Genomic DNA, 23,334 nt, shown 5'->3' on the forward strand with positions numbered 1-23,334 from the left:
CGCTAGTTCAGGATGCGCAGGATGCGGCCCACGACCTCGTTGACGATCTGCTCCAGCGGATCGGCCTCGCGCTTGGGCTTGGGCTTGGGCCGCGGGATCTCGAACTCCGCCGCCGGATCGACCCAGCGCGAGCGCAACGCCTGCTGGAAGAAATCGCCGACGATGGGCAGCGCGCTGCGCGCGCCGGGCCCCCAGGCATCGGGCATGGTGATGCGCGGATCGTTGAATCCCACCCAGGCGCCGGCCGCGAGCTGGCGGTGCATCAGGATGAACCAGCCGTCGCTGTTGTCCTGCGTGGTGCCGGTCTTGCCGGCCACGTCGGCCTGGATGCCGTAGCGGCTGCGGATCGCCGTCGCGGTGCCCTCGTCGACCACCGCGCGCATGGCATTGACCAGCGTCAGCGAGGCCTGGCGCGGCATGCCCTGCGCCGAGCGCCCGGGCACGAACGCATCCAGCACCTTGCCCGACTTGTCCTCGATGCGCAGCACCACCAGCGGCTCCATCCAGAGGCCGGCGTTGGCGATGGCGCCATAGGCCGACACCATCTCGCGCAGCGTCACGGGGCTGGTGCCCAGCGCCAGCGAGGGCACCAGGTCCAGCCGGCTGTCGCGCACGCCCAGGCCCTGCGCGAGCTTGGCCACCTTGGCCGCGCCCACCCTGCCCATCACCTGGGCGGTGATCGAGTTGCGCGACTGCGCGAGGCCGTCGCGCAAGGTCATCGGCCGGCCGGTGGGCGGGGTGGCGTCCTTCGGGCTCCACACCTCGCCGCCGGGCCCGGGGATGGCCACGGCCTGGTCCACGAAGGTGTCGCTGGGCCGCAGGCCGTCGACGAAGGCGGCGCCATAGACGAAGGGCTTGAAGGTCGAGCCGGGCTGCCGCCGCGCCTGGCTCACGTGGTCGAACTGGTCCTGGGCGAAGTCGGCGCTGCCCACCCAGGCGAGCACATGGCCGGTGCGCGGGTCGATGGCGACGAAGCCGGCCTGCAGCAGCGCGCGCTCCTGCCCGGCCTTGCGGCGCCGGTCGGCCAGCGGCTGCAGCTGGGCCATCTGGCGGGCCACCGCCTGGTTGGCCGCGCGCTGCAGCTTGGCCTGGATCGTGCTGCGCACCACCAGCCCGTCGGAATGGATGTCGTAGCCGTTGCGGTCGGCCCAGGCGATGAGCCACTTGCGCACCAGCTGGGCCAGGTGCGGCGCCGGGCCGGTGTTCTCCTCCTGGCGCTCGAAGTCGATGCGCAGCGGCTGCTGGGCCAGCTGGCGCGCCCGCTCGGGCGCGAGCACGCCGCGCTTGGCCATCTGCGACAGCACGACGTTGCGGCGCTGGCGCGCGCGGTCGGGATTGAGCACCGGGTTGTAGTAGCTGGTGCCCTTGAGCATGCCGATGAGCGTGGCGCTCTCCAGCACGTCGAGCTCGCCCGCCGACTTGTCGAAGTAGGTGCGCGCGGCCATCTCGATCCCGTACGCGTTGTAGAGGAAGGGCACCGTGTTGAGGTAGGTCTCCAGGATCTCCTTCTTGCTGTAGACCGCCTCGATCTTCAGCGCCGTGATCGCTTCCTTGACCTTGCGGTGCAGCGTCGGCGCGCGCCCGATCTCGTCGGGGTACAGGTTGCGCGCCAGCTGCTGCGTGATGGTCGAGCCGCCCTGCCGGTTGCCGCGCAGCGTGTGCGCCACCGAGGCCGCGGTGCGCCGCAGGTCGATCCCGTGGTGCTGCCAGAAGCGGTGGTCCTCGGTGGCGACCAGGGCCTGGACCACCGTGGGCGAGACCTTGTCGAGCGGCACCCATTGCCGGTGCACGCGCTGGTAGCTGGCGAGCACCACGCCGTCGGCGGACACCAGCACCGCCGGCGCCTCCACCTTCGCCTTGCGCAGGTTCGAGATGCTGGGGGTGAAGGGCACCAGCACCAGCACGTACACCAGCGCCCCGGCCAGCAGGATCCACAGGGCCCGCCAGGGATGCGCGCGCAGGGCGAGCCACAGGCGCGTGGCGCGGTCGGAGATCGCGCCCGTGGCGCGTTGCAACGTGGGATTCATCGCGCGGGCGCGCTTTCGTCGGACTGCATCCCCACACTCTAGTCGGCTGGCGCGACCGGCTCGCGCGCGCCGCGCGACGAAGGCCAACGCGACGGCAGGCTTGTCAACGCCGTCCGACACCGGCGCTGGCACGCCAACACCACAATCGCCGCGACTTCCATCCCAACCCACCTCCATGCCGCTCCAAGAACCACGCGCGGGCCGCAGCGCCGGCCCTGCCCTGTCCGCCGCCGGCATGCCGGCGGGTCCGCTGCGCGACAGCATCGAATTCCTGCGCGGGTTCCTGCGCCATCCGGCGCAGGTGGGCTCGGTGATGCCCAGCTCCCGGCGCCTGGAGCGGCGACTGGTGCGCAGCGCGGGCATCGCGCAGGCGCGCACCGTCGTCGAGCTCGGGCCCGGCACCGGCGGCACCACCGCGGCCTTCCTGCAGGCGATGGGCGCCGGGGCGCGGCTGCTGGCGATCGAGCTCGATCCGACGTTCCACGAGCACCTGCGGCAGTCGCTGCGCGACCCGCGGCTGCTGCTCGAACTGGGCAGCGCGGAGCGGCTGGCCGACTTCCTGGCCGCGCGCCGCCTGCCGGCGCCGGATGCGATCGTCTCGGGCATTCCGTTCTCGACCATGCCGCCGGAGGTGTCGGACCGCATCGCCGCGGCGATCGCGCAGGTGCTGCGCCCGGGCGGGCGCTTCGTGGCCTACCAGGTGCGGGCGCACGTGGCGGACTTCGCCACACCCTACCTGGGCCGGCCCGACAAGCGCTGGGAAATCGTGAACGTGCCGCCGGTGCGGGTGTTCACGTGGACGAAGGCGGCGGCGGCTTCGGCACGCGCCTGACCGGCTGCCAGCCCGCGAACTGCGGGTAGTAGCGCGCGGTCACCGCGCCGTTGTAGTCCCAGGCGATGCAGCGCCCAAGGTGGTAGGGCGGCTCGGTGGTCTGCGCCGGCGCGATGCCGGCCAGGCGCCGCTCGCGCTCGCGCCACGGGAAGACGGTCTGGTAGGCGGCCGTGGCCATGTTGAACAGCAGCTCGCGCAGGTGCGTGCAGCCGCGCACGCCGCCCAGCGCTTTTTCGATCGCCTGGCGCCAGCCGGGGCCCAGCCGCGCGCCCACCATCTGCTGCATCGGGTCGTTCCCCTGCTGGCACTCCGGGAAGGGCGTGAAGTCCATCGAGGTCGCGATGGCGCGGATGGTCATCGACTCGTCGACGGTCAGCCGGATCCGCATGCCGTGGATGGGCGTGCCCGGCGGCATGTCCGTGCCGTCGGATCGTTCGAATCCGTAGGTCTTGACATCGGACATCTCGCCTTCGATGTCCCACAGGCCGTCGTCGCGAAGGAAACCGCGGTACGTGACCGCGCGGGTGTGCAGGTGCCGGCGCGCGGCCGGCTCGGGCAAGGGCATCCGGGTCAGGCCTCCAGCTTGGCCAGCGCCTCGCGCTTGCCCATCTTGCGCAGCGACGCGATGGCCTCCAGCTGCCTGGCGCGCGGGCGGGTCTTGCCCGACTCCCACTTGTAGACCGACAGGGCCGAGACGCCCAGGATCTTCGCCACCGCGGCGGCCGACAGGCCCAGGCGCTTGCGCTGCGCCGCCAGGCCCTTGGCCGAGAAGCGCAGGCTGGGCCCACCCTCCTCCTCGCCGGCCGCGGCCGGCGTCGCGCGGCTGCCGCCGCGCGACTGCTTGCGGACCAGTTGTTCCAGCGACTGCAGGCGGCGCTTGAGCGCCGCGATCTGGCTGCGGTATTGCGCAACCGATTTCTTCAGCTGTTGTGTTTCCGAACGCAGTTCCTTGCGCGCGACGCGCTGGATCTCGAGTTTCAGGACCGAGCCGATATTGGGCATGAGGTAGTTGATCGTCGTGGACCCCAGGCATTCCCTTCGCACCGCGGGATTCGCTTTGGGGCTGAGCCGTCCTCCGAGACCTCATCTTAGCCGCAACCCTGCAGTCATTGTTTGCAGTGGCTGCGAATCCGCTTCGCCTGCGACGGGGCGCGAATGCAAAGGATCCGGCCATCGCTGCGGCGCCGCGACCGGCCGGTCACGCCGTCAACGCGGCGGTCCCTCTGTCGGACGATGGGGGGCCGCACCCGCGCGCGGCACCGACACCCGGTAGGACGGGAGCGCCGGAGCCTCCGGCCCCATGTTGTCCGAAATCATCGAACAGGCGCTGCCGGTGGCCATCCGGCGCGCGGCGCGGGCCGACCCCGGGCGGGGCCAGGGCTGGACAGTGCGGATCGAGGCGCCCGGCCTCACGCGCGAGTTGCGGCTGGCGAGCCAGGAGCAGGTGGGCCGGCTGACGCTGGAACTCGAACGCCTGGGCTTCGTGCTGCAGGTCGACGACGACGGCGGCGCGGCCGACTTCGTCTTCACGCTGGACGAAATGGCGGCTTCGGCCGGCTGAACGCTCAGGCGTTCACCGCCCGCAGCACCGGGCGCACCTGGTGCGTCTGTCCATCGATCTTCGCCGTGGGCAGCTGGTAGGCGCGGTCGTCGAACAGGTCGACGCCCACCTGCAGCTGCTCGATCCACTCCAGGAACTGCGCGATCGCCGCCTTGCCCTGGATGGGCGCGCCGTGCTGGGGCACGATCATCGCGATGGGCAGCTGGCGCGCCATGCGCACCCACATGCGCAGGATCTTGTTGGACACCATGTAGCGCCGGTGGAAGCCTTCCATGCGCGGGATGTGCGCCTGCAGGTCCGTGACGGGCGTGGCCGCCTCGGCGCCGCCCATCAGCGACACGCCGAGGTCGCCCGTGAAGAGGATGCGGCTGACCGGGTCCCAGAACTGGAAGTTGCCCTCGGCGTGCATGAAGTGCGCGGGCACGAGGTGCAGCTCGCTGCGCCCCAGCAGCAGGCGCCCGCCCGCGTCGGGCACGCCGATCACGCGGTTGTCGGTCTTGCCGACCTTGGTGAAGTGCGGCGCGAACCGCTCCCAGATGCGCGAGATCACGAGCTTGGCCTTGGTGCTGGTCAGCCAGCGGTCCAGCGACGCGATGATGTCCGGGTCGGCGTGCGAGGCCAGGAGGTAGCTCAGGCCCTGCGGCGGGAAGAAGCGGCCGATCGTGAGGAACAGTTCGTTGAATGCCAGGTTGCCGCCCGGGTCGAGCACGGCCCCCTCGCCGTGGTCGACGATGAGGAACTGGTTGGCCTGCACGGCCTGGCCGTCCTCCTCCACCAGGTTGGTGAACATCAGGCACGCGTGGTCCTTGTTGCGGAACAGCTCGATCGACATGGAGGTGGAAGGGTCCTGCGGTGAATGGGTGGCGTGGGCCATGCGGGCGACGAGGGCCGTGCCGCATGCGCTTGGGAAGTGCCCTCGGGCACGGGGCGCGATGATCCGCAGTCGAGGCGCCCGGGTGCTTGCGCTGGATCAATCGCGGCGGCGCCGGCGCGCGCGCCTCCACCGCATCGTCAGCAAGACGACAGCCACCACCGCGGCCAGCGCAGGCAGCAGCACCGACTGCCATTGCTGCAGCGCCTGCAGGATCTGCTCCCAGCGACCGCCCACGTAACGCACCCCGTAGACCAGCAGCGGCAGTTCGACCAGGCCGGCGCCGCCGTCGAACAGCAGCAGGTGCCGGTACGGCATCTTCAGCGAGCCGGCGGCGAACAGCAGCGCGGTGCGCATGCCGGGCATGAAGCGCACCGCGAACAAGTAGGCCGGGCCCCAGCGGCGCATCGTCGCCTGCACGGCGTCGAGCCGCGACGGCGGCAGCGCGCGCGCGGCCAGGCGGTGCTGCAGCAGCCGCGCGCCGAACCGGTGGCCCCAGTGGAAGATCAGCGCGTCGGCGCACAGCACGCCGCACCACGCCACGCCCACCAGCGGCAGCGGCTCCATCACGCCCTGCAGCGTGAGCGCCGCGGCCACCATCAGCAGGATGTCCTCGTTGATCGGCAGGCCCAGGCCGCTGGCGGCCAGCACCCCGAACACCAGCGCATAGGCCGGCGCGCCCTGCAGCGCCTGCAGGAAGCCCATCACCGACGCCATCACGTCCATCACACCGCCCAGGCCGGCTTGCGCAGCGCGTGCTCGAGGAACTCGATCAGCCGGCGCGTCTTGGGCAGCACGTGCTTGCGCGACGGGTACACCGCATAGACGCCCAGCTCGCCGGCCCGGTACGCGGGCAGCAACTCGACCAGCTTGCCGGCGGCCAGATCCGGCCCGACGAGGAAGCTGGGCTGCAGCACGATGCCCTGCCCCGCCAGCGCGGCGGCGCGGCAGGTGTCGCCGTTGTTGGTGCGCATGACGGGCTGCGTGCGCACGCGCACCTCGCCCTTGGGCCCCTGGAACATCCACTCGTCGCGCTGCGACCAGTGCGTGTATGCGATGAGGTCGTGCCCGCCCAGGTCGTCGGGCGTCTTCGGCCGGCCGCGCCGGCGCAGGTAGGCGGGCGACGCGCACAGCACCACGCGCGTGCTGGCCAGCTGCCGGCTGACCAGGCTGGAGTCGGGCAGCTTCGCGATGCGCACCGCCAGGTCGTAGCCCTCGTCGACCAGGTCGACCACGCGGTCGGCCAGCGTCACCTCCAGCTGCACCCGCGGGTAGAGCGCGCGAAAGCGCCCCCACAGCGGCGCCAGGTGCAGGATGCCGAAGGTCACCGGCACGTTGATGCGCAGCACGCCCGTGGGCTCGGCGGTGCGGGCACTGATCTCGGCCTCGGCGTCGTCCATGCCCGAGAGCAGCTCGCGCACGCGTGCATGGAACAGCTGGCCTTCGGCCGTGGGCGACAGCCGGCGCGTGGTGCGCTGGATCAGGCGCACGCCCAGCCGCGACTCGAGCTCGGCCACGTGCCGCGACACGGCGGGGCGCGACATCTGCAGCGCCTCGGCCGCGCCCGCGAAGCTGCCCGCGTCGATCACGGCGGCAAAGACGCGCATCTGGTCGAACCGGTCCATCGTTCCAGCTTCCGAAACAATCCATGCCGATTCTGCGCCTTTATTTCCTCCCCGGCCGCTCCTACAGTGAGGTGACCGTGCCGGACGTCCCGGCACCCCAGGAGTCCCCGCCATGTCCCGCCTGCCCTCGCTCTTCGTCTCCCACGGCGCGCCGACGTTCGCCATCGAGCCGGCCCAGGCCGGCCCGGCGCTGCGCCAGCTCGGCCGCCAACTGCCGCGCCCACGCGCGGTGCTCGTGCTGTCGCCGCACTGGGTCACGCCCGGCGTGCGCGTGACCTCGGGCGCGAAGCCGGCCACCATCCACGACTTCGGCGGCTTCCCGCAGGAGCTCTACCGCATCCAGTACCCGGCGCCGGGCGCGCCCGAGGTCGCGGCGCGCGCGCTGCAGTTGCTGGTGGCGGACGGCTGGAATGCCGCCGCCGACGAGCACCGCGGGCTGGACCATGGCGCGTGGGTGCCCGTGCGGCACCTGTTCCCCGACGCCGACGTGCCGGTGCTGCAGGTCTCGATGCCGCGCGACCTCGACCCCGCCGGCGCGGTGCGCCTGGGCCGCACGCTCGCCCCGCTGGCCGCCGAGGGCGTGCTGATCGTCGGCTCGGGCAGCATCACGCACAACCTGTACGAGTTCCGGCACGAGGTCGGCGCCGCCGGCGCGGACTACGCGCACGAGTTCGTCGACTGGGCGCGCCGCGCGGTGCAGCACCACGACGAGCACGCGCTGGTCGACTACCTGCGCAGCGCGCCGCATGCGCAGCGCGCGCACCCCACGCCCGACCACTACCTGCCGCTGCCCTTCGCGTTCGGCGCGTCGGACGCGACCGCGCCGGTGCGGGTGATCGACGGCGGCATGACGTACGGCACGCTGGCGATGGACGCCTACCTGTTCGGCCAGGAGCCGGCCCTGGAGCCCGCCGGTGCCTGACGCCCTGGCCGTCCACCAGCCGGCGTCGCCGCAGCAGCTGGTCCTGCTGTTCCACGGCGTCGGCGCCGAAGCGACCGGCCTGGTGCCGCTGGGCCGCCGGCTCGCGCGCGACTTCCCCGACGCGGCGATCGCCAGCGTGCCGTCGCCCTTCGTGTCGGACCTGGGCCGGGGCCGCCAGTGGTTCTCGGTGCTGGGCGTGACCGAAGCGAACCGCGTGCAGCGCGTCGCCGACGCGATGCCGCTGTTCGTCGACACGGTCCGCGACCTGCAGGGCCGCTTCGGCCTCGGCCCGCACGCCACCGTCCTGGCCGGCTTCTCGCAGGGCGCGATCATGGCGCTGGAATCGGTGCGCCTCGGCCAGGGCCTCGCGCGGCGCGTCGTCTCGCTGGCCGGCCGGTTCGCTGTGCTGCCGGACCATGCGCCGGGCGCGGTGACGCTGCATTTCCTGCACGGCGAGCACGATCCGGTGATCCCCGCGGCGCTGGCCGCGGCCGCGGCCCAGCGGCTGCGATCGCTGGGCGCGGACGCCACGCTGGACGTGCTGCCGGCCACCGGCCACGAGATCACCGCGGCGATGCAGGAGCTGCTGGTGGAGCGGCTGCGCCCTGCATCGGCGCGCGTCGGCTGAACTCACTGGAACGCAGGCGGCGTTCGAGCGGGCGCGCTGGCCGGATCGCGCAGCAGTCACGCGCCGCGGCCCCGCGCGCCCGGCCTTCGTGGCGCCGGGCCCGGTGGGTTCTCCCTAGGACGGCGCCCGGCCCGCCGGGCGTAGATTGCGCCGAGTCGTGCCGAGCACCGAGCCGACACCCAAGGAGACAAGCCATGACGCAACGCACCCGCCGGGCCTGGGTGGCCACGGCCATCGCCGCCCTGTCCCTGGGCGCCACCGCCCTCCCCGCCGCCGCGCAAGGCAACTACCCGAGCCGGCCGATCACGCTGATCGTCCCCTGGGGCGCGGGCGGCGGCACCGACGCCACCGCGCGCATCGTCGGCAGCCTGCTGGAGAAGGAGCTCGGCCAGCCCATCAACGTGGTCAACCGCACCGGCGGCAGCGGCGTGGTGGGCCACGCGGCCATCGCCTCGGCGCCGCCGGACGGCTACACCCTCGGGCTGGCCACGGTGGAGATCGGCATGATGCACTGGCAGGGGCTGACCGAGCTCACCAGCGCCTCGTACACGCCCATCGGGCTGGTGAACGCCGATCCGGCCGGCATCCAGGTGCGCGCCGACGCGCCGTACAAGGACGTCAAGGACCTGCTCGCGGCCATCAAGGCCAACCCCGGCAAGTTCAAGGCCTCGGGCACGGGCCAGGGAGGCATCTGGCACCTGGCGCTGGCCGGCCTGCTGCGCGACCAGAAGATCGACCCCGCCGCCGTGGCGTGGGTGCCCAGCAACGGCGCGGCGCCCGGCCTGCAGGACATGGTGGCCGGCGGCGTCGAGATCGCGCCGGTGTCGCTGCCCGAGGCGCGCTCGCTCATCGACGCCGGCAAGGTCAAGAGCCTGGCGATCATGAACGACAAGCCGGCCGCGCTGTACCCGAAGGTGCCCACGCTGAAGGCGGCGATCGGCAGCGACTGGACCATGGCCGCGTGGCGCGGCATCGTCGCGCCCAAGGGCCTGCCCAACGACATCCGCGACAAGCTCGCCGCCGCCGTGCGCAAGGTCGCGGCCAGCAAGGACTACAACGAGTTCATGGCCAGCCGCGGCTTCGGCGTGGTCTATGCCGCGCCGGACGAGTTCGGCAAGTTCATGGCCAAGTCCGACCAGGAACTGGGCGCCACGATGAAGGCCGTCGGGCTGGTGAAGTAGGCGTGAAGCTCAACGACGCCGTCTTCGGCCTGCTGCTGTTCGCCCTGGGCGCCACGGTGCTGGCCGCCATCCAGGGCTATCCCAGGATCCCCGGCCAGCCGGTGGGCCCCGCGCTGTTCCCGGGGCTGATCGCCACGGGCCTGTGCATCGGCGGCCTGCTGCTGGTCGCGCGCGGCTGGAAGGCGCGCGGCGAGCAGCCCTGGCTGCAGTGGGAGGACTGGGTGCGCTCGCCGCGCCACGTGCTGGGCTTCGCCGTGCTGGTGGGCTCGGTGGTCCTCTACATCCTGGCCTCCGACAGGCTCGGCTTCCTGCCCACCGCCGCGGCCATCCTGCTGGCCCTGTTCCTGGTGCTGAAGGTGCCTGCCCGGCGCGCGGTCCTGCTCGCCGTGGTCGCCGCCCTGGTCGTGCACTTCGCCTTCTACAAGCTGCTGCGCGTGCCCCTGCCCTGGGGCCTGCTTCAAGGAGTCGCCTGGTGACCTTCCACGCCGTGCTCCAGGCCTTCGCGATGGTGTTCGAGCCGACCACCCTGCTCGCGATGCTGTTCGCGTCGCTGTTCGGGCTGTTCGTCGGCGCCGTGCCGGGCCTCACCGCCACCATGGCCACCGCGCTGCTCGTGCCGGTGACCTTCTTCATGGCGCCGATCCCCGCGATCGCGACCATGGTGACGGCCACCGCGATGGCGATCTTCTCCGGCGACGTGCCGGGCTGCCTGCTGCGCATCCCGGGCACGCCCGCCAGCGCCGCCTACACGGACGAAGCCTATGCGCTCACGCGCAAGGGCCAGGCCGAGATGGCGCTCGGGGCCGGCCTGGTGTTCTCCGCCGTCGGCGGCCTGTTCGGCACCGTGGTGCTGATCCTGGCCGCGCCGGCGCTGGCCGAGTTCGCGCTGCATTTCAGCTCGTTCGAGTACTTCTGGCTGGTGCTGCTGGGGCTGACCTGCGCCGTCTTCATCACCAGCGACCAGCCGCTCAAGGGCCTGATCACCCTGTTCCTGGGCCTGCTGGTCGCGTGCGTGGGCCTGGGCAATCCGGCGGGGTTCCCGCGCTTCACCTTCGGCAACGCCGAGATGACCGGCGGCATCGGGATGATCGCCATGATGATCGGCATGTTCGCGATCTCGGAGGTGATCCGGTTCGTCGTCGACACCAGCCCGCCCGCGGAACTGGTCGTCGACCATGTCGGCAACGTGCTGAAGGGCCAGTGGGCGCTGGCCAAGAAATACCCGGTGCAGATCCTGCGCGGCAGCGCGCTGGGCACCGCGGTGGGCGCCCTGCCGGGCGCCGGCGCCGACATCGCCGCCTGGATGTCCTATGCGATGAGCAAGAAGTTCAGCAAGGAGCCGCAGAAGTTCGGCACCGGGCACATCGAGGGCATCGTCGAATCGGGCTCGGCCAACAACAGCGCGCTGGCCGGCGCCTGGATCCCGGCCCTGGTGTTCGGCATCCCCGGCGACAGCATCACCGCCATCGTGATCGGCGTGCTGTACATGAAGAACATGAACCCGGGCCCGACGCTCTTCACCACCAACCCGCAGAACATCTATGCGGTGTTCCTGCTGTTCATCGTGGCCAACATCATCATGATCCCGCTGGGCCTGCTGTGCATCAAGGTGTCCAAGCAGATCCTGAAGGTGCCGCGCAACGTGCTGATGCCGCTGATCCTGCTGTTCTGCATCGTCGGCACCTTCGCCATCAACAACTCGCTGTTCGAGGTGACGGTGATGCTGGTGGCCGGGCTGGTGGCCTACCTGCTGGAGGCCAACCGCTTCCCGATCGCACCCGCCATCCTGGGCGTCGTGCTGGGCGGCATGCTGGAGGAGAACTTCATCACCTCCATGATCAAGAGCGACGGCAACCTGGGCGCCTTCTTTGCGCGCCCCATCGCCGCCGGCCTGGCGGTGCTGACCCTGGTGGTCTGGTTCGCGCCGCTCGTGCTGCGGCTCGCGCGCGGCCGCCGGCCCGTCCCGGCCTGACGCGCGGCCGGCGCGCCCCTCAGGCGTCGATGCCGTCGGCCGGCAGGTTGGCCGGCGCGTAGCCGGCGACGGCGGCCATGCGCCGCCGGATCGACGGATCGATGAACAGGCCGGCCCCGCGCGGGAACGACCGCTCCTTCTGCGGCAGCCGGGCGAACACGCCCTCGAGCCAGGGCGCGTGCGCGCCGGCCGCGGGATCGGCGCGGATGCCCCGCGGCGGCGGCGCGAACCGCAGCTCGCGGCGCGCCAGTTCGTCCACCATCCACAGCAGCGCGGCGTCGGCCAGGCCGCATTCGCCCCACGGGTAGCCGCCGCCCACGTCCGCGTGCGCGCCGGGGAACAGCCGCTGCACCACGCCTTCGCGCGGATTCCACAGCGTGGCTGGGAAGTTCACGCGCCGCTCGTCCAGGCTGACGGCATGCAGCCCGTGCCGCACCTTGGGCGACAGGTCCAGGTCGGCGAACTGGAACTGGTCCAGCTGGTTGCCGTCGTCGTCGAACACCGGCACGCCCAGCGAGCCCACGGTGTCCCAGACGGCGACGGCCTCGATGCGCCCGACGTCGACGGTCTCCTCGCCGGCCCGCAGGTCGCGCCGGGCGAACCCCGGCAGGTCCATCAGCCCGAGCAGGAACTTCTCGCGCACCGCGCCGTTCTTGCGCGCCGCGCACTTCTGGCGGTACTGGCGCCAGACCGTGATGCCCAGGCTGTACGCGAGGTCCTTGTCCTGCAGGTCGAACTTCGGGCCGAGCAGACCTTCGCTGCAGATCATGCCGGCCAGCGCCCGCGCCGTGTACGCGCCGCGGCTGAAGCCGGCGACGACCACCCGGTCGCCCGGCTGGTAGTGGCGGCTGATGAAGGTGTAGCCGCGCACGATGCGCGCGATCACGCCGGCGCCCAGCGCGCCGCCGAGCAGGCGCCCGATCGGGTTGGCGCTGTCACCCACGCCGTGCAGGTACTTGGCCACCTGCAGCGGCAGCCCGGTCGGGCCGGTGAGCTTCTTCTCCTGCTCGTCCTTCAGGCGGATCGAGTCCCAGCCGTTGTCGCCGTCCAGCAGCAGGAACAGCTTGAGCACGTTGGTGATGTCGGGCACGCCGTCGGCGTTCTCGTCGACGCCCGGGCCATTCCAGGTGCCGTCGGCACAGAAGACGATGTTCTTCGCGGTGGCCATGCGCTCCTCCAGGGATGTGGACGCCGCACTCTGCAGGGACCGCTGCAGCCATGTCACTGTCAATCCCTGCAGTCCCGACGGACGGCACCCGCAGCCCCCGCGCGCCTTCCAGGCTCCCTCACTGCCACCCGTAGCGCCGCAGGTAGGCGCCCTTCACCAGCGAGACCACCAGCACGTATCCGGCCAGCAGGCCGAGCGCCCAGGGCCAGAAGGCCGCCGGCAACGCCTGCAGGCGCAGCTGCGGCGCGAGCGGGCCCATCACCAGCCACAGGCCGGCGGCGCTGACCGCCAGCGTCGCCAGCACCAGCGGCATCCCCGGCCGGCTTTGCAGCAGCGGCACCCGCGGCGTGCGCAGGGTGTGCACCACCAGCGTCTGCGTGAGCAGGCCCACCACGAACCAGCCGGACTGGAACAGCGTCTGCCGGGCCGGCGAGTCGGCGCCGAACACGAACCACAGGACGGCGAACGTGGCCAGGTCGAACACCGAGCTGACCGGCCCGAACCACAGCATGAAGCGCCCGATCCCCCCGGGGTTCCAGTGCAGCGGCCGGCGCACCAGGTCGTCGTCGACGGCATCGAAGGGGATCGCGCCCTGCGACAGGTCGTACAGCAGGTTCTGCACCAGCAGGTGCAGCGGCAGCATGGGCAGGAAGGGCAGCGCGACGGCCGCCACCAGCACCGACAGCACGTTGCCGAAGTTGGAGCTGGCCGTCATGCGGATGTACTTGAGCATGTTGCTGAAGGTCCGGCGGCCCTCCACCACGCCGTCGTCCACCACCAGGAGGCTCTTTTCCAGCAGGATGATGTCGGCCGCCTCGCGCGCGATGTCCACCGCCTGGTCGACGCTGATGCCGATGTCGGCGGCGCGCAGCGCCGGCGCGTCGTTGATGCCGTCGCCCAGGAAGCCCACCACGTGCCCGCGCGCGCGCAAGGCCCGCACCACCCGCTCCTTGTGCAGCGGCGACAGCCGCGCGAACACCTGCCAGCGCTCCACGTTCGCCGCCAGCGCGGCGTCGTCCAGCGCGTCCAGCGCGTCGCCCAGCACGACCGCGTCGTGCGCCAGGCCCACCAGCCGGCACACCTCGGCGGTCACCACCTCGTTGTCGCCGGTCAGCACCCGCACGGTGATGCCGTGCGCGGCCAGCTCGCGCAGCGCCGGCGCGCTCGAGTCCTTGGGCGGGTCGAGGAAGGCCACGTAGCCCTGCAGCGTCAGCTCGCGCTCGTCGCCCACCGAATAGGCACGGCTCTCCGCGGGCAGCTCGCGCGTGGCCACCGCCACGATGCGCAGGCCCTCGCGGTTGAGCCGGTGGGCCACCTCGCCCACCCGGACCAGCACGTCCGCGCCGAGCGGCAGCACCTGCGTGCCCTGGCGCACGCGCGTGCACACCGACAGCACCTCCTCGAGCGCGCCCTTGCACACCAGCAGGTGGCCGAGCCCGCGCTGCGCCACCACCACCGACATGCGCCGGCGCTGGAAGTCGAACGGCACCTCGTCGACCTTGGCGTACTCGCTCTCCAGCCTCAGTTCGGTGGGCAGCTCCACGTGGGCGAGCACGGCGTGGTCCAGCAGGTTGCGAAGGCCCGTCTGGTAGTGGCTGTTGAGGAAGGCGAACCGCAGCACCTCCTCGTCCGGCTCGCCCCAGGCGTCGATGTGGCGCTTGAGCACCACCTGGTCCTGCGTGAGCGTGCCGGTCTTGTCGGTGCACAGCACGTCCATGGCGCCGAGGTTCTGGATCGCGTCCAGGCGCTTGACCACCACCTTGCGGCGCGACAGCAGCACCGCGCCCTTGGCGAGCGTGCTGGTCACGATCACGGGCAGCATCTCCGGCGTGAGCCCCACCGCGACCGACAGCGCGAACAGGGCCGCCTCGGCCCAGTCGCCCTTGGTGAAGCCGTTGACCAGCAGCACCAGCGGCACCATCAGCGCGGCGAACCGCAGCAGCAGCCAGCTGACGCTGTTGACGCCGGCCTCGAACGCCGTCTGGTGGCGCTCGTCCTGCACGATGCGGCCGGCCAGCATGCCCAGGTAGCTGTCGTGCCCCGTGGCGACCACCACGACATGCGCCGTGCCCGACACCACGCTGGTGCCCATGAACAGCAGGTTGGGCGCAGCCAGCACGGCCTGCCCCGGTGCCGGCCCGTGGACGAATTTCTCCACCGGCATCGACTCGCCCGTCATCGCCGACTGGCTCATGAACAGGTCCTTGGCCGAGAGCACGCGGCAATCGGCGGGCACCAGGTTGCCGGCCGACAGCAGCAGGTGGTCGCCCGGCACGAGCTGCGCCGTCGGCAGCTCGCGCTCCTGCGCCGGACCGTCGCCGCCACGGCGCAGCACCGTGGCCTGGCTGGCCACCATCGCCTTGAGCCCTTCGGCCGCGCGGCTCGAGCGCCCCTCCTGCAGGAAGCGCATGCCGGTGGACAGCAGCACCATCGAGCCGATGACCAGCGCCGCCTTCAGGTCGCTGGTGGCCCACGACACCCCGGCCAGGGCGGTGAGCAGCACGTTGAACGGGTTGCGCCAGCATTGCCACAGGTGGCGCCACCAGGGCAGCGGCTTCTCGTGCTGGACCTCGTTCGGTCCGTACCGCGCCAGCGCCTCGGCAGCCGCCGCCTCGCTCAGGCCATCGGCCGTCGAGCCGAGCGAGGCGAGCAGTTCCGCCTCGTCCGCCAGGGCCGCGTGCCGCAGGGCCTCCTCGCGCGCCCGCGGCAGCGCCTCGGGCAGCGTGGCCGGCGCCGGCCGCATCGACTCCAGCAGCCACCGGCGCACGAAGTGCCGGCGCAGGTGGTGCCGGCGCAGGAAGCGCGCGAACGGGTGGCTGTCGGCCCGCAGCCGCGGGCCCGGGAGCCAGGCTGCCCGGATCGCCCGCGACCGGCCGCCGACCGCCATGTGGGCCTCAGGCCGGCATCGCGACCCCGAGCCTGTCGGCCCAGGGCTGGAGTGCGGGCAGGATGCTCTCGTGCAGCAGCACGCCCTCTTCGCGCTGCCGCCCCGCGAGCTCGAAGCCACGCTCGCCCGGCAGGCGGACGGGCCGATTCGCATCGGCCGGGCGCGACGCGCGGCACTGGCGCGCGACCTCGCCCATCTGGCGCTCGAAGCCCGCGCGGCCCGCGAACGCCTCCGGATCCAGCACCTGCAGGAAGACGGTGGCGCCCCACCCTTCGCGCGGATCGGCGCGGCCATGCCCCGCCAGGCCGCCGGTCAGCGCCTCCACCAGCAGCGACAGGCCGTAGCCCTTGTGGCCCGAATCCAGCCCGCCCAGCGGCAGGATGGTTCCCCTGGGCTCGTTGAACAGCACGGCGGGGTCGTCGCTCGGCCGGCCCGCCCCGTCGATCAGCCAGGGCGCCGGTAGCCGCCCGCCCTGCTGGTGCAGCCGGTTGGTCAGGCCGTTGGTGGTGGTCGAGGTCGAGATGTCGATCGACACCGGCGCGCCGCCGGTGGGAAAGGCGGCGGAGATCGGGTTGGGCGTGAACACCGGGTCCAGCCCGCCGAAGGGGGCGACGCTGGCCGAGTTGGCATCCGACGAGGCGAGCAGCAGGACCAGGCCCTGGTCCGCCGCGCGCCGGTGGTAGCTGGCCAGGCTGGCGATGTGGTGGCTGCGGCGGATGACCACCGTGCCGGTGCCCACGCGGCGCGCGCGCTGCGCGGCCTCGTCGAGCGCGCGCAGCACCAGCCAGGGACCGGGCAGCCGCCGGCCGTCCCAGGTCAGCGCCGCCTCGCGGTCGGCGATCACCTCGGGCTCGCCGTCCACGCGCATCGTGCCGGCTTCGATCTCGCGCAGGTACGAGGCCAGCAGCGCCAGCCCGTGCGTGGTGTGTCCCATCAGGTCGCCCTCGACCAGCACGTCGGCGACGGCCGCGGCCTTGGGCTGGGGCAGGCCCGCGGCCTGGAGCAGTTGCAGGGCGAACCGGGTGAGCGCGTCGGCGGCGTGGCGGCGGGTCATGGGCGGCGGGGGAGTGGGACGTGTCGGCAGTCTACGTCCGCGGCCCTCTCTGCGCCGCCCTTCCGTCCCGCGCTCCGCGTCGCCCTCCGGCGGCGCGGCCTCAGGCGCGCTTGCGCCTTGGCACCACGCTCAGTTGCACGGTCGCCCTGGCCGGCGCGGCGCCCACCGCCACCTGCTGCGGCGGCAGGTCGATCAGCTGGTCGGCCTGCCAGACGCGCAGGCGCACGCTGCCCTCGGGCACGGCGTCGAAGGCCGCCTGGCCGTCGCCGTTGGTGAGCGCCGCCCAGGGCGTGTCGCTCACGTAGACGAAGCCGCGCATGGACGCGTGCAGGTGGCAACCCAGCAGCACCGGGCCGGGCTTGTCGAACGCGGCCTCGGCCCCCTTGCCGGCCTTGCCGTCGGGGCGGCCCTCCAGGCGCAGCTCGAAACCGCCGCCGTGGCCGGCGTCGAAGTTCTGCACCCCGGCGGCCGATCCGCGGACGTGGTGCTCCCAGGGATCGTTGTTGACGAAGCTGGCGCGCGCGCCGACGCCGACGAGGGAGACGGCGGGCACGAAGCGCATCTTCTCCTGCGTGATCGTGAACCGGGTGGGCAGTGCGGGGCGCGCGGCGCCGCCCGCGGGCGGCACGAGCACCACCACCGCGTCGGGCACGGGCCTGCCCTCGCGGTCGACGACGGTGACCTGCAGCGCGCCGGCCCGCGCCAGCGGCGGCAGGACGAGGGCAAGGGTGAGCGCGAGGCGCCAGGGGCGGAACGGCATGGCGGATGCTCCCGTTCAGCGCACGATGTGCCAGACCTTGTTGTAGTTGTCGCCGTACTTGTCGCCCGGCTCCTGGTCCTCCGGCCACGTGTAGAGCGGCTTGCCCCGGAAGGCCCACTGGCGCCTGCCGTCGTCGCGCACCACGACGGAGTAGTCACCGGCGGTGCGGTCGTCCGCCCGGGCCAGCAGCGGCGGCCACTTGACCGCGCAGTCGCCGTTGCACGCCGACTTGCCGCTGTGGGCCACGTCGCGGTCGAAGGTGTAGAGCGTCATGCCCCTGGCGTCGACAAGCATGCCGTCCTTCATCGCGGCGGGGGCGGGGGCGGACGGCGTGGACGCGCAGGCGGCCAGCAGCACGGCCGCGGCCAGGGACAGGATGGTCTTGGTCATGGGGCTCTCCTCCAGGCGGCAAACGGGGCCTGTACCGGAGCGAACGACGGCCACGGCCGAGTTATTCCATCGTTCGGCGCCGCACCGCCAATTTGTTCACGACAATCGCCGCACGGGCCCGGTCGCCCCACGGCACCGGCGAAGTGCGCTAGAACGCACCACCGTCCGATCCATCCCCGTCCCACTTTCTCGATCCATGCCCGCAGTCGCCCGCTCCGCCCTCGCCGCCCTGCCCCTCGCGCTTGCCTTCGCGGCGCTCCCCGCCGTGGCGCAGACCGATACCTCCCAGTTGCCGGCCCAGCCCCCCGCGTCGGGCCGGGCCCTGTGGGAGATCGGCGGCGTGGCCCTGGGCGTGTCGCAGCAGGCCTATCCCGGCTCGGACCGGCAGGTGCAGCGCGGCCTGGCGCTTCCCTACCTGATCTACCGCGGCAAGTTCTTCCGCGCCGACAGCGAAGGTGTCGGCGTGCGGCCGATCAAGACGCCGCTGTACGAGCTGGACATCAGCGCCGCCGGCGCGTTCGGCTCGCGCGCCAGCGACGACCCCGTACGGCGCGGCATGCCCAGCCTGGGCACGCTGGTGGAGTTCGGCCCTCGCGTGAAGCTCAATCTGGGCCCGGCGCCCGGCGGCGGCCGCTGGCGCATGGACCTGCCGTTGCGCGGGGTGTTCGACCTGAGCAACCAGCTCGAGTACCGCGGCACCGTGTTCCAGCCGGGCCTGTACTGGTCGCGCCGCAGCAGCACGGGCTGGACCTACGGCTTCGGCGGCAGCCTGCTGATCGCGGACGAACGCCTGTCCGACACCTTCTACCAGGTCGATCCGCGCTTCGCCACGCGCACGCGACCCGCCTACGACGCCAAGGCGGGCCTGCTCGCCACGCGGCTGTCGGCCTCGTTCGCCAAGGACCTCTCGCGGGACTGGACGCTCTTCGGCTTCGCGCAGGTCAACACCGTGTCCGGCGCGGCCAACCGCGACAGCCCGCTCGTGCGGCAGGCCACCGGCAACACGGTCGGGGTCGGCGTGTCGTGGACCTGGTTCCGCTCCGAGGCGCGCGCGGCCGACTGATCCGCCTCGCATTCGCTTTCACTTTTCCGCCGCCTCAGCCGCGGCGCATCCCCTACCCTGCGCGTTCGTCTCCCGCCCCGGCGGGACTGGGTGCATCGAACGCATGGAGATCACGGGAATGAAGGTGCTGATGGTTCTGACGTCGCACGACCGCTTGGGCGACACCGGCAAGAAGACGGGGTTCTGGCTCGAGGAGCTGGCCGCGCCCTATTACGTGTTCCTGGACGCGGGCGCCGAGATCACGCTCGCCTCGCCGCAGGGCGGCCAGCCGCCGCTCGACCCCAAGAGCGACGAGCCCGACGCGCAGACCGACGCCACGCGGCGCTTCCGCGCCGACCCCGCCGCGATGAAGGCGCTGGCCGCCACGCACAAGCTGTCGTCGGTGCGCGCCGAGGACTTCGACGCCGTCTTCTATCCGGGCGGCCACGGGCCGCTGTGGGACCTGGCCGCCAGCCGCGAATCGGCCGCGCTGATCGAGGCGATGCTGGCCGCCGGCAAGCCGGTGGCGGCCGTGTGCCACGCCCCCGGCGTGCTGCGCGACGTGAAGGCGCCCGACGGCTCGCCGCTGGTCAAGGGCAAGCGCGTGACGGGCTTCACCAACACCGAGGAGGCCGCGGTCGGCCTGACCGGCGTCGTGCCGTTCCTCGTCGAGGACATGCTCAAGGCCGCCGGCGGCCAGTACAGCAAGGGCGGCGACTGGCAGCCGCACGTGGTCACCGACGGGCTGCTCGTGACCGGGCAGAACCCGGCGTCGTCCGGGCCGGGCGCGCAGGCACTGCTCAAGGTGCTGCAGGCGCGCACGGCCAACGCGACGCATTAGCGCGGCGCCGATCGCCCTGCGCCCACGCGGGTCGGGGGCGGCCCGATACGATCGGCCGCCATGAGCCAGACCGCCCCCGACCTCATCGTCCTGCACGAGCACCCCGAGTGGCAGAAGCCCCTGTTCGCCGCCCTCGAGCGGCGCGGCGTGGCCTTCGAGCCCTTCGACGTGACGCGCGGCGCCTTCAGCAACACCGACGCGCCGCGCGCGCGCCTGTACTTCAACCAGGCCAGCCCCAGCGCCTACCTGCGCGGCAACACCCGCGCCGTGCCGTTCGCGCTGGCCTACATGCGCACCCTGGAGCGGCTGGGCGCGCGCGTCCTCAACGGGGCCGACGTCTTCGCGCTCGAGCTGAGCAAGAGCGTGCAGGCGGCGCTGCTGCACACCCTGGGCATCGCCACGCCGCGCTCGATCACCTTCAACGACCCGGCCGCGCTGCATGCGCATGCCACGGCGCTCGGCTGGCCCGCCGTGCTCAAGCCCGACCAGGGCGGCAGCGGCGCGCGCATCCAGGTGGTCGAGTCGGTGGCGCAGGTCGAGGAGATCTTCCGCCGCGACCCGTCCTACTGGCTGCCGGACAACCTGTTCCTGCTGCAGGAGTACCTGCCGCACGATCCCGAGCAGGGCATCGTGCGGCTGGAGTTCCTGGGCGGCGAGTTGCTCTATGCGATGCGCGTGAAGACGCACGGCCGCTTCAACCTGTGCCCCTCGCCGGTCTGCAACCCGGATGACGGCGAAGGCGTGTGCGAATTGCCGGCGGCGCAGCCGGTGGAGGCCCCGCCGGTGGAGTTCTACGCCTACCCCGAGGTGCCGGCCGAGGCCGTGGCGACGGCCAGGCGCATCGTGCAGGCGGCGCGGCTGGACGTCGGCGGCATCGAGTACCTGGAGACGCCCGATGGCCGGCGCGTCTTCTACGACATCAATGCCAACTCCAACCTGCGGCCCTCGGTCGCGGCCGAGTTCGGCTTCGACCCGTTCGAACGCGTCGTCGACTTCCTGGTGCGCCAGCTGCGCGCCTGAGCTTCGGCGGCTGGGCCTGAACCGCCGCCGCACAGCGGGTACCGGCCCGCCACGCCAACGCCGGGCACGCCGCGGACCTTGCTGCCGCCGCGGGCAAAGCCGCGGGATTACATTGGCATTCACCCGCGACGCACGTTCCAGCGTCGAAGGAGAGTGCCATGCATGACCGCGAAATCTGGCGCCAAGGCGCCGTGGTGGCCGCGCTGCTCCTCGCAGCGGCCGCGTCCGCCGACTACCGTCGATCGCTCGACCAGCTGGTCCCGCCGCAGGGCCAGGCCCGCACACAGGTGCCGGGGTTCGCCGTCGCCTACGCGCAGCCCGGGGCCAGGCTGGGCCGCTACGACCGCATCCTGCTCGAGCCGGTGGACGTGGCGTTCCGCCACGACTGGCACCCCTACCGCACCGGCAGCGCCGTGCCGCTGACGCAGGCCGAGCGCGACGCGGTGCGCAGCGACGTCGCCGGCCAGGTGCGCGAGGCGTTCGCCCGGGCCCTGCAACAGGGCGGGCGCTACCAGTTGGTCGACCAGGCCGCGCCGGGGGTGCTGCGCCTGCGGCTGCGCGTCGTGGACCTCTACGTCAACAATCCGAGCGCGCCCACCGCCGGCCGCTCGCGCGTGTACGCGACCTCCAGCGGCGAGATCACGCTGGTGGCCGAGCTGTCCGATGCCGCCAGCGGCGAGGTGCTCGAGCGCGCGGCCGACTGGGAGGACATGCGCCTCGCGGGCCGCCTGCTGCCGAGCAACGACGTGCGCACCAGCGGCGACATCCAGGCCGTGGCCGCCCGCTGGGCCCGCGACCTGCGCGCGTCGCTCGCCGCGCACGACGAGCGCTAGTGGCCGCCTGTCGGCGCCGCGCCGGACCATCGCCATGCTGCCCGTGCGCCTCGCGTGCGCCGCGGTGCTGGCCGGGATGCCGTGGCTGGCGCGGGCGGAATCGCTGCGCTGCGCGGGCGGCAGCGTGACCGAGGGCGACACCCGCCTGTCGCTGGTCTACAAGTGCGGCGCGCCCGCGCTGGCCGACGCCTTCTGCGCCCCCGTGTACGACGCCGGCACCCTGCAGGAGGTGCCGCAGCCGTGGGCCTCGCTCGTGGTGCCGTGCCAGGTGGTCGAGCAGTGGCTGTACGTGCGCGGGCCGGGCGAGTTGACGGCCACGGTCTGGCTGCGCGGCGGCATCGTGCGCTCGATCACCTACGGCAGCGTGCCGCAGTGAGCGGCGGCGCGGTTGCTCAGAGCAGTTCCTTGGCCAGGTAGAACACGTTCTCGCGCGCGCGGTGCCACGCGGGCCGGCGCTGCCAGCGCTCCAGCTCGATGCGGTTGGCGCGCGCGGCGTACTTCTCGAACACGGCGTCGAGCTCGCGTGCCAGCGGCTCGCCGCAGATCGCCAGCGTGATCTCGTCGTTGGTCTCGAAGGAGCGGTCGTCGAAGTTGCTCGAGCCGATGGCGCTCCACACGCCGTCGATGGTCATCACCTTCTGGTGCAGCAGCGTGTGCGGGTACTCGTACAGCTTGACGCCGGCGCGCAGCAGCCGCTCGAAGTTGCGGTGCCCGGCGTACTGCACGATCGGGTTGTCGGAGCCGCTGGTGGAGGGCATCAGCACGCGCACGTCCACGCCGCGCTTGACGGCCGCGGCGAACGCCTCGAGCGCCTCGGGTTCGGGGATGAAGTACGGGTTCTGGATCCAGATGCGCTTGCGCGCCAGGCAGATCGCGGTGTGGTGCAGGATCTTGACCGTGGGCGCCGAGTTTTCCGGCTTGGCGAACACGGCGTGGATGGTGTACTCGCCCGCGTGGTGCAGCTTGGGGAACACGTCGTCGCCGACGAACAGCTCGCCCGTCTCGCCGGCCCAGTTCTCGCTGAAGGTCGCCTGCACGCCGTGCACGCACGGCCCGTGCAGCCACACGCTCAGGTCGCCGTACTTCTGCCCGTCCTCGGCGTTGCCCAGCCATTCGTCCACGATGCAGTGGCCGCCGACGAACGCCTCGCGGCCGTCGAGCACGCACAGCTTGCGGTGGTCGCGGTCATTGATCACGCCCAGGTTGCGCAGCGAGCGCTTGTGGAAGAACTTGACGGTGCAGCCGGCGTCGCGCATCTGCTGGATGACGTCCTTGCCGGCCTTTCGCGAGCCGGTGTCGTCCAGCATGATGCGCACCTTGCAGCCGGCGCGCGCGCGCTCGCAGAACGCGGCCGCCAGCCTGCGTCCGAGCTCGCCGTCCTTCCAGAGGAACGTCTCGAAGTGCACGGTCTTGCGCGCGGCCGCGATGCGTTCGAGCAGAACGTCGAAGAAGCGGCCGTTCTCCAGCAGCTGCACCGAGTTGCCCCCCACCGGCGTGCCCAGCGTCAGGCCCGCGAGCGAGAGCGTCAGGTGGTCGATCGACTCGCCGCACTCGATGTTCAGCTTGGGATCGCGGTGGCGCCGGATCGACCAGATGATCACCACCAGCAGCGCGATCAGCGCGCCGGTGCCCAGGGTCCACCACGACAGTTCCATGCCGCCATCGTCCATCACCGGACGGCTGGGCTGTATGGGACGGTTTCCCGTTCGCTTGTGCGGCG

Annotated in this window: 24 protein-coding genes; 12 read left to right on the forward strand and 12 right to left on the reverse strand. The window is 72.3% G+C overall.

What is annotated here, in order from left to right; translation table 11 throughout:
* Nucleotides 1–2: 2 nt before the first annotated feature.
* A complete protein-coding gene (locus AC3ANR_RS13650) occupies nt 3–2,027 on the reverse strand; it encodes a penicillin-binding protein 1A (RefSeq protein ID WP_488288646.1) in 2,025 nt (674 codons plus the stop codon).
* Nucleotides 2,028–2,202: 175 nt separating this feature from the next.
* Here AC3ANR_RS13650 and AC3ANR_RS13655 point away from each other — a divergent pair, with 175 nt between their 5' ends.
* The gene (locus AC3ANR_RS13655; RefSeq protein WP_488288647.1) at nt 2,203–2,859 is read left to right on the forward strand and encodes a class I SAM-dependent methyltransferase; all 657 of its coding nucleotides are present in this window, start codon (nt 2,203–2,205) and stop codon (nt 2,857–2,859) included.
* Here AC3ANR_RS13655 and AC3ANR_RS13660 read toward each other — a convergent pair.
* Both AC3ANR_RS13660 and AC3ANR_RS13665 read right to left on the reverse strand, forming a co-directional pair.
* The gene (locus AC3ANR_RS13660) at nt 2,819–3,424 is read right to left on the reverse strand and encodes a DUF2889 domain-containing protein (protein ID WP_488288648.1); all 606 of its coding nucleotides are present in this window, start codon (nt 3,422–3,424) and stop codon (nt 2,819–2,821) included. The genes AC3ANR_RS13655 and AC3ANR_RS13660 overlap by 41 nt on opposite strands.
* Nucleotides 3,425–3,429: 5 nt before the next feature.
* Complete coding sequence (locus AC3ANR_RS13665) at nt 3,430–3,903, reverse strand: helix-turn-helix domain-containing protein (RefSeq protein ID WP_488288649.1); 474 nt, start codon at nt 3,901–3,903, stop codon at nt 3,430–3,432.
* Nucleotides 3,904–4,159: 256 nt separating this feature from the next.
* Here AC3ANR_RS13665 and AC3ANR_RS13670 point away from each other — a divergent pair, with 256 nt between their 5' ends.
* Nucleotides 4,160–4,420, forward strand: a complete 261-nt coding sequence (locus AC3ANR_RS13670; protein ID WP_488288650.1) for a hypothetical protein — start codon at nt 4,160–4,162, stop codon at nt 4,418–4,420.
* Between the two features lie 4 nt (nt 4,421–4,424).
* Here the strand turns inward: AC3ANR_RS13670 and AC3ANR_RS13675 are convergent, their stop codons facing one another.
* The 3 genes from AC3ANR_RS13675 to AC3ANR_RS13685 all read right to left on the reverse strand — a co-directional run bounded on the left by AC3ANR_RS13675 (nt 4,425) and on the right by AC3ANR_RS13685 (nt 6,916).
* A complete protein-coding gene (locus tag AC3ANR_RS13675) occupies nt 4,425–5,252 on the reverse strand; it encodes an oxygen-binding di-iron domain-containing protein (RefSeq protein ID WP_488291814.1) in 828 nt (275 codons plus the stop codon).
* A 138-nt stretch (nt 5,253–5,390) separates the two neighbouring features.
* A complete protein-coding gene (locus tag AC3ANR_RS13680) occupies nt 5,391–6,017 on the reverse strand; it encodes a DedA family protein (RefSeq protein ID WP_488288651.1) in 627 nt (208 codons plus the stop codon).
* The gene (locus AC3ANR_RS13685; RefSeq protein WP_488288652.1) at nt 6,017–6,916 is read right to left on the reverse strand and encodes a LysR family transcriptional regulator; all 900 of its coding nucleotides are present in this window, start codon (nt 6,914–6,916) and stop codon (nt 6,017–6,019) included. The genes AC3ANR_RS13680 and AC3ANR_RS13685 overlap by 1 nt, the downstream gene beginning before the upstream one ends.
* Nucleotides 6,917–7,028: 112 nt before the next feature.
* On the opposite strand from AC3ANR_RS13685, the gene AC3ANR_RS13690 reads away from it, so the two are divergent.
* The 5 genes from AC3ANR_RS13690 (at nt 7,029) to AC3ANR_RS13710 (ending at nt 11,619) form a co-directional block, all read left to right on the forward strand.
* Entirely contained in the window at nt 7,029–7,838 is an 810-nt protein-coding gene (locus AC3ANR_RS13690; RefSeq protein ID WP_488288653.1) for a dioxygenase family protein, read from the forward strand.
* On the forward strand, nt 7,831–8,466 hold the full coding sequence (gene ypfH / locus AC3ANR_RS13695; protein ID WP_488288654.1) for an esterase: 636 nt from the start codon (nt 7,831–7,833) through the stop codon (nt 8,464–8,466). Before AC3ANR_RS13690 ends, ypfH begins: the two co-directional genes overlap by 8 nt.
* Nucleotides 8,467–8,660: 194 nt before the next feature.
* Nucleotides 8,661–9,647: a tripartite tricarboxylate transporter substrate binding protein gene (locus AC3ANR_RS13700; protein WP_488288655.1), complete on the forward strand. Its 987-nt coding sequence runs from the start codon at nt 8,661–8,663 to the stop codon at nt 9,645–9,647.
* A 2-nt stretch (nt 9,648–9,649) separates the two neighbouring features.
* Complete coding sequence (locus AC3ANR_RS13705; protein ID WP_488288656.1) at nt 9,650–10,123, forward strand: tripartite tricarboxylate transporter TctB family protein; 474 nt, start codon at nt 9,650–9,652, stop codon at nt 10,121–10,123.
* A gap of 29 nt (nt 10,124–10,152) precedes the next feature.
* The gene (locus AC3ANR_RS13710; RefSeq protein WP_488291815.1) at nt 10,153–11,619 is read left to right on the forward strand and encodes a tripartite tricarboxylate transporter permease; all 1,467 of its coding nucleotides are present in this window, start codon (nt 10,153–10,155) and stop codon (nt 11,617–11,619) included.
* Nucleotides 11,620–11,638: 19 nt separating this feature from the next.
* Here the strand turns inward: AC3ANR_RS13710 and AC3ANR_RS13715 are convergent, their stop codons facing one another.
* The 5 genes from AC3ANR_RS13715 to AC3ANR_RS13735 all read right to left on the reverse strand — a co-directional run bounded on the left by AC3ANR_RS13715 (nt 11,639) and on the right by AC3ANR_RS13735 (nt 17,878).
* Nucleotides 11,639–12,787, reverse strand: a complete 1,149-nt coding sequence (locus AC3ANR_RS13715) for a T6SS phospholipase effector Tle1-like catalytic domain-containing protein (protein ID WP_488288657.1) — start codon at nt 12,785–12,787, stop codon at nt 11,639–11,641.
* 118 nt (nt 12,788–12,905) lie between these two features.
* Nucleotides 12,906–15,617, reverse strand: coding sequence for a magnesium-translocating P-type ATPase (gene mgtA, locus AC3ANR_RS13720; protein ID WP_488291816.1), 2,712 nt, complete (start codon nt 15,615–15,617; stop codon nt 12,906–12,908).
* Nucleotides 15,618–15,681: 64 nt separating this feature from the next.
* Nucleotides 15,682–16,728: an Ldh family oxidoreductase gene (locus AC3ANR_RS13725; protein WP_488288658.1), complete on the reverse strand. Its 1,047-nt coding sequence runs from the start codon at nt 16,726–16,728 to the stop codon at nt 15,682–15,684.
* Nucleotides 16,729–16,828: 100 nt separating this feature from the next.
* The gene (locus tag AC3ANR_RS13730; RefSeq protein WP_488288659.1) at nt 16,829–17,488 is read right to left on the reverse strand and encodes a cupredoxin domain-containing protein; all 660 of its coding nucleotides are present in this window, start codon (nt 17,486–17,488) and stop codon (nt 16,829–16,831) included.
* Between the two features lie 15 nt (nt 17,489–17,503).
* Nucleotides 17,504–17,878: a COG4315 family predicted lipoprotein gene (locus AC3ANR_RS13735; RefSeq protein ID WP_488288660.1), complete on the reverse strand. Its 375-nt coding sequence runs from the start codon at nt 17,876–17,878 to the stop codon at nt 17,504–17,506.
* Between the two features lie 196 nt (nt 17,879–18,074).
* Between AC3ANR_RS13735 and AC3ANR_RS13740 the strand changes: the two genes are divergently transcribed.
* From AC3ANR_RS13740 to AC3ANR_RS13760, 5 genes are all read left to right on the forward strand, one after another.
* Nucleotides 18,075–18,941: a MipA/OmpV family protein gene (locus AC3ANR_RS13740; protein WP_488288661.1), complete on the forward strand. Its 867-nt coding sequence runs from the start codon at nt 18,075–18,077 to the stop codon at nt 18,939–18,941.
* 118 nt (nt 18,942–19,059) lie between these two features.
* Nucleotides 19,060–19,761: a type 1 glutamine amidotransferase domain-containing protein gene (locus tag AC3ANR_RS13745; RefSeq protein ID WP_488291817.1), complete on the forward strand. Its 702-nt coding sequence runs from the start codon at nt 19,060–19,062 to the stop codon at nt 19,759–19,761.
* A gap of 60 nt (nt 19,762–19,821) precedes the next feature.
* Complete coding sequence (locus tag AC3ANR_RS13750; RefSeq protein WP_488288662.1) at nt 19,822–20,781, forward strand: ATP-grasp domain-containing protein; 960 nt, start codon at nt 19,822–19,824, stop codon at nt 20,779–20,781.
* 158 nt (nt 20,782–20,939) lie between these two features.
* On the forward strand, nt 20,940–21,614 hold the full coding sequence (locus tag AC3ANR_RS13755; protein ID WP_488288663.1) for a DUF3313 family protein: 675 nt from the start codon (nt 20,940–20,942) through the stop codon (nt 21,612–21,614).
* Between the two features lie 34 nt (nt 21,615–21,648).
* Entirely contained in the window at nt 21,649–21,990 is a 342-nt protein-coding gene (locus tag AC3ANR_RS13760; RefSeq protein WP_488288664.1) for a DUF2845 domain-containing protein, read from the forward strand.
* Between the two features lie 16 nt (nt 21,991–22,006).
* On the opposite strand, the gene AC3ANR_RS13765 is transcribed toward AC3ANR_RS13760, so the two are convergent.
* Nucleotides 22,007–23,269, reverse strand: a complete 1,263-nt coding sequence (locus AC3ANR_RS13765; protein WP_488288665.1) for a phospholipase D-like domain-containing protein — start codon at nt 23,267–23,269, stop codon at nt 22,007–22,009.
* Nucleotides 23,270–23,334: the final 65 nt, after the last annotated feature.

The sequence above is a fragment of the Ramlibacter sp. JJN2-2R genome (assembly GCF_057747835.1).

Bases quoted from the DNA above. Each gene is read 5' to 3' on its own strand.
- AC3ANR_RS13650 (WP_488288646.1), bottom strand. From the start codon at position 2,027: ATGAATCCCACGTTGCAACGCGCCACGGGCGCGATCTCCGACCGCGCC.
- AC3ANR_RS13750 (WP_488288662.1), top strand. From the start codon at position 19,822: ATGAGCCAGACCGCCCCCGACCTCATCGTCCTGCACGAGCACCCCGAG.
- AC3ANR_RS13765 (WP_488288665.1), bottom strand. From the start codon at position 23,269: ATGGAACTGTCGTGGTGGACCCTGGGCACCGGCGCGCTGATCGCGCTG.
- AC3ANR_RS13735 (WP_488288660.1), bottom strand. From the start codon at position 17,878: ATGACCAAGACCATCCTGTCCCTGGCCGCGGCCGTGCTGCTGGCCGCC.
- AC3ANR_RS13730 (WP_488288659.1), bottom strand. From the start codon at position 17,488: ATGCCGTTCCGCCCCTGGCGCCTCGCGCTCACCCTTGCCCTCGTCCTG.
- AC3ANR_RS13660 (WP_488288648.1), bottom strand. From the start codon at position 3,424: ATGCCCTTGCCCGAGCCGGCCGCGCGCCGGCACCTGCACACCCGCGCG.
- AC3ANR_RS13715 (WP_488288657.1), bottom strand. From the start codon at position 12,787: ATGGCCACCGCGAAGAACATCGTCTTCTGTGCCGACGGCACCTGGAAT.
- AC3ANR_RS13725 (WP_488288658.1), bottom strand. From the start codon at position 16,728: ATGACCCGCCGCCACGCCGCCGACGCGCTCACCCGGTTCGCCCTGCAA.
- AC3ANR_RS13745 (WP_488291817.1), top strand. From the start codon at position 19,060: ATGAAGGTGCTGATGGTTCTGACGTCGCACGACCGCTTGGGCGACACC.
- AC3ANR_RS13700 (WP_488288655.1), top strand. From the start codon at position 8,661: ATGACGCAACGCACCCGCCGGGCCTGGGTGGCCACGGCCATCGCCGCC.
- AC3ANR_RS13680 (WP_488288651.1), bottom strand. From the start codon at position 6,017: ATGGACGTGATGGCGTCGGTGATGGGCTTCCTGCAGGCGCTGCAGGGC.
- AC3ANR_RS13670 (WP_488288650.1), top strand. From the start codon at position 4,160: ATGTTGTCCGAAATCATCGAACAGGCGCTGCCGGTGGCCATCCGGCGC.
- AC3ANR_RS13655 (WP_488288647.1), top strand. From the start codon at position 2,203: ATGCCGCTCCAAGAACCACGCGCGGGCCGCAGCGCCGGCCCTGCCCTG.
- AC3ANR_RS13740 (WP_488288661.1), top strand. From the start codon at position 18,075: ATGCCCGCAGTCGCCCGCTCCGCCCTCGCCGCCCTGCCCCTCGCGCTT.
- AC3ANR_RS13685 (WP_488288652.1), bottom strand. From the start codon at position 6,916: ATGGACCGGTTCGACCAGATGCGCGTCTTTGCCGCCGTGATCGACGCG.
- AC3ANR_RS13760 (WP_488288664.1), top strand. From the start codon at position 21,649: ATGCTGCCCGTGCGCCTCGCGTGCGCCGCGGTGCTGGCCGGGATGCCG.
- AC3ANR_RS13710 (WP_488291815.1), top strand. From the start codon at position 10,153: ATGGTGTTCGAGCCGACCACCCTGCTCGCGATGCTGTTCGCGTCGCTG.
- AC3ANR_RS13675 (WP_488291814.1), bottom strand. From the start codon at position 5,252: ATGTCGATCGAGCTGTTCCGCAACAAGGACCACGCGTGCCTGATGTTC.
- AC3ANR_RS13755 (WP_488288663.1), top strand. From the start codon at position 20,940: ATGCATGACCGCGAAATCTGGCGCCAAGGCGCCGTGGTGGCCGCGCTG.
- AC3ANR_RS13690 (WP_488288653.1), top strand. From the start codon at position 7,029: ATGTCCCGCCTGCCCTCGCTCTTCGTCTCCCACGGCGCGCCGACGTTC.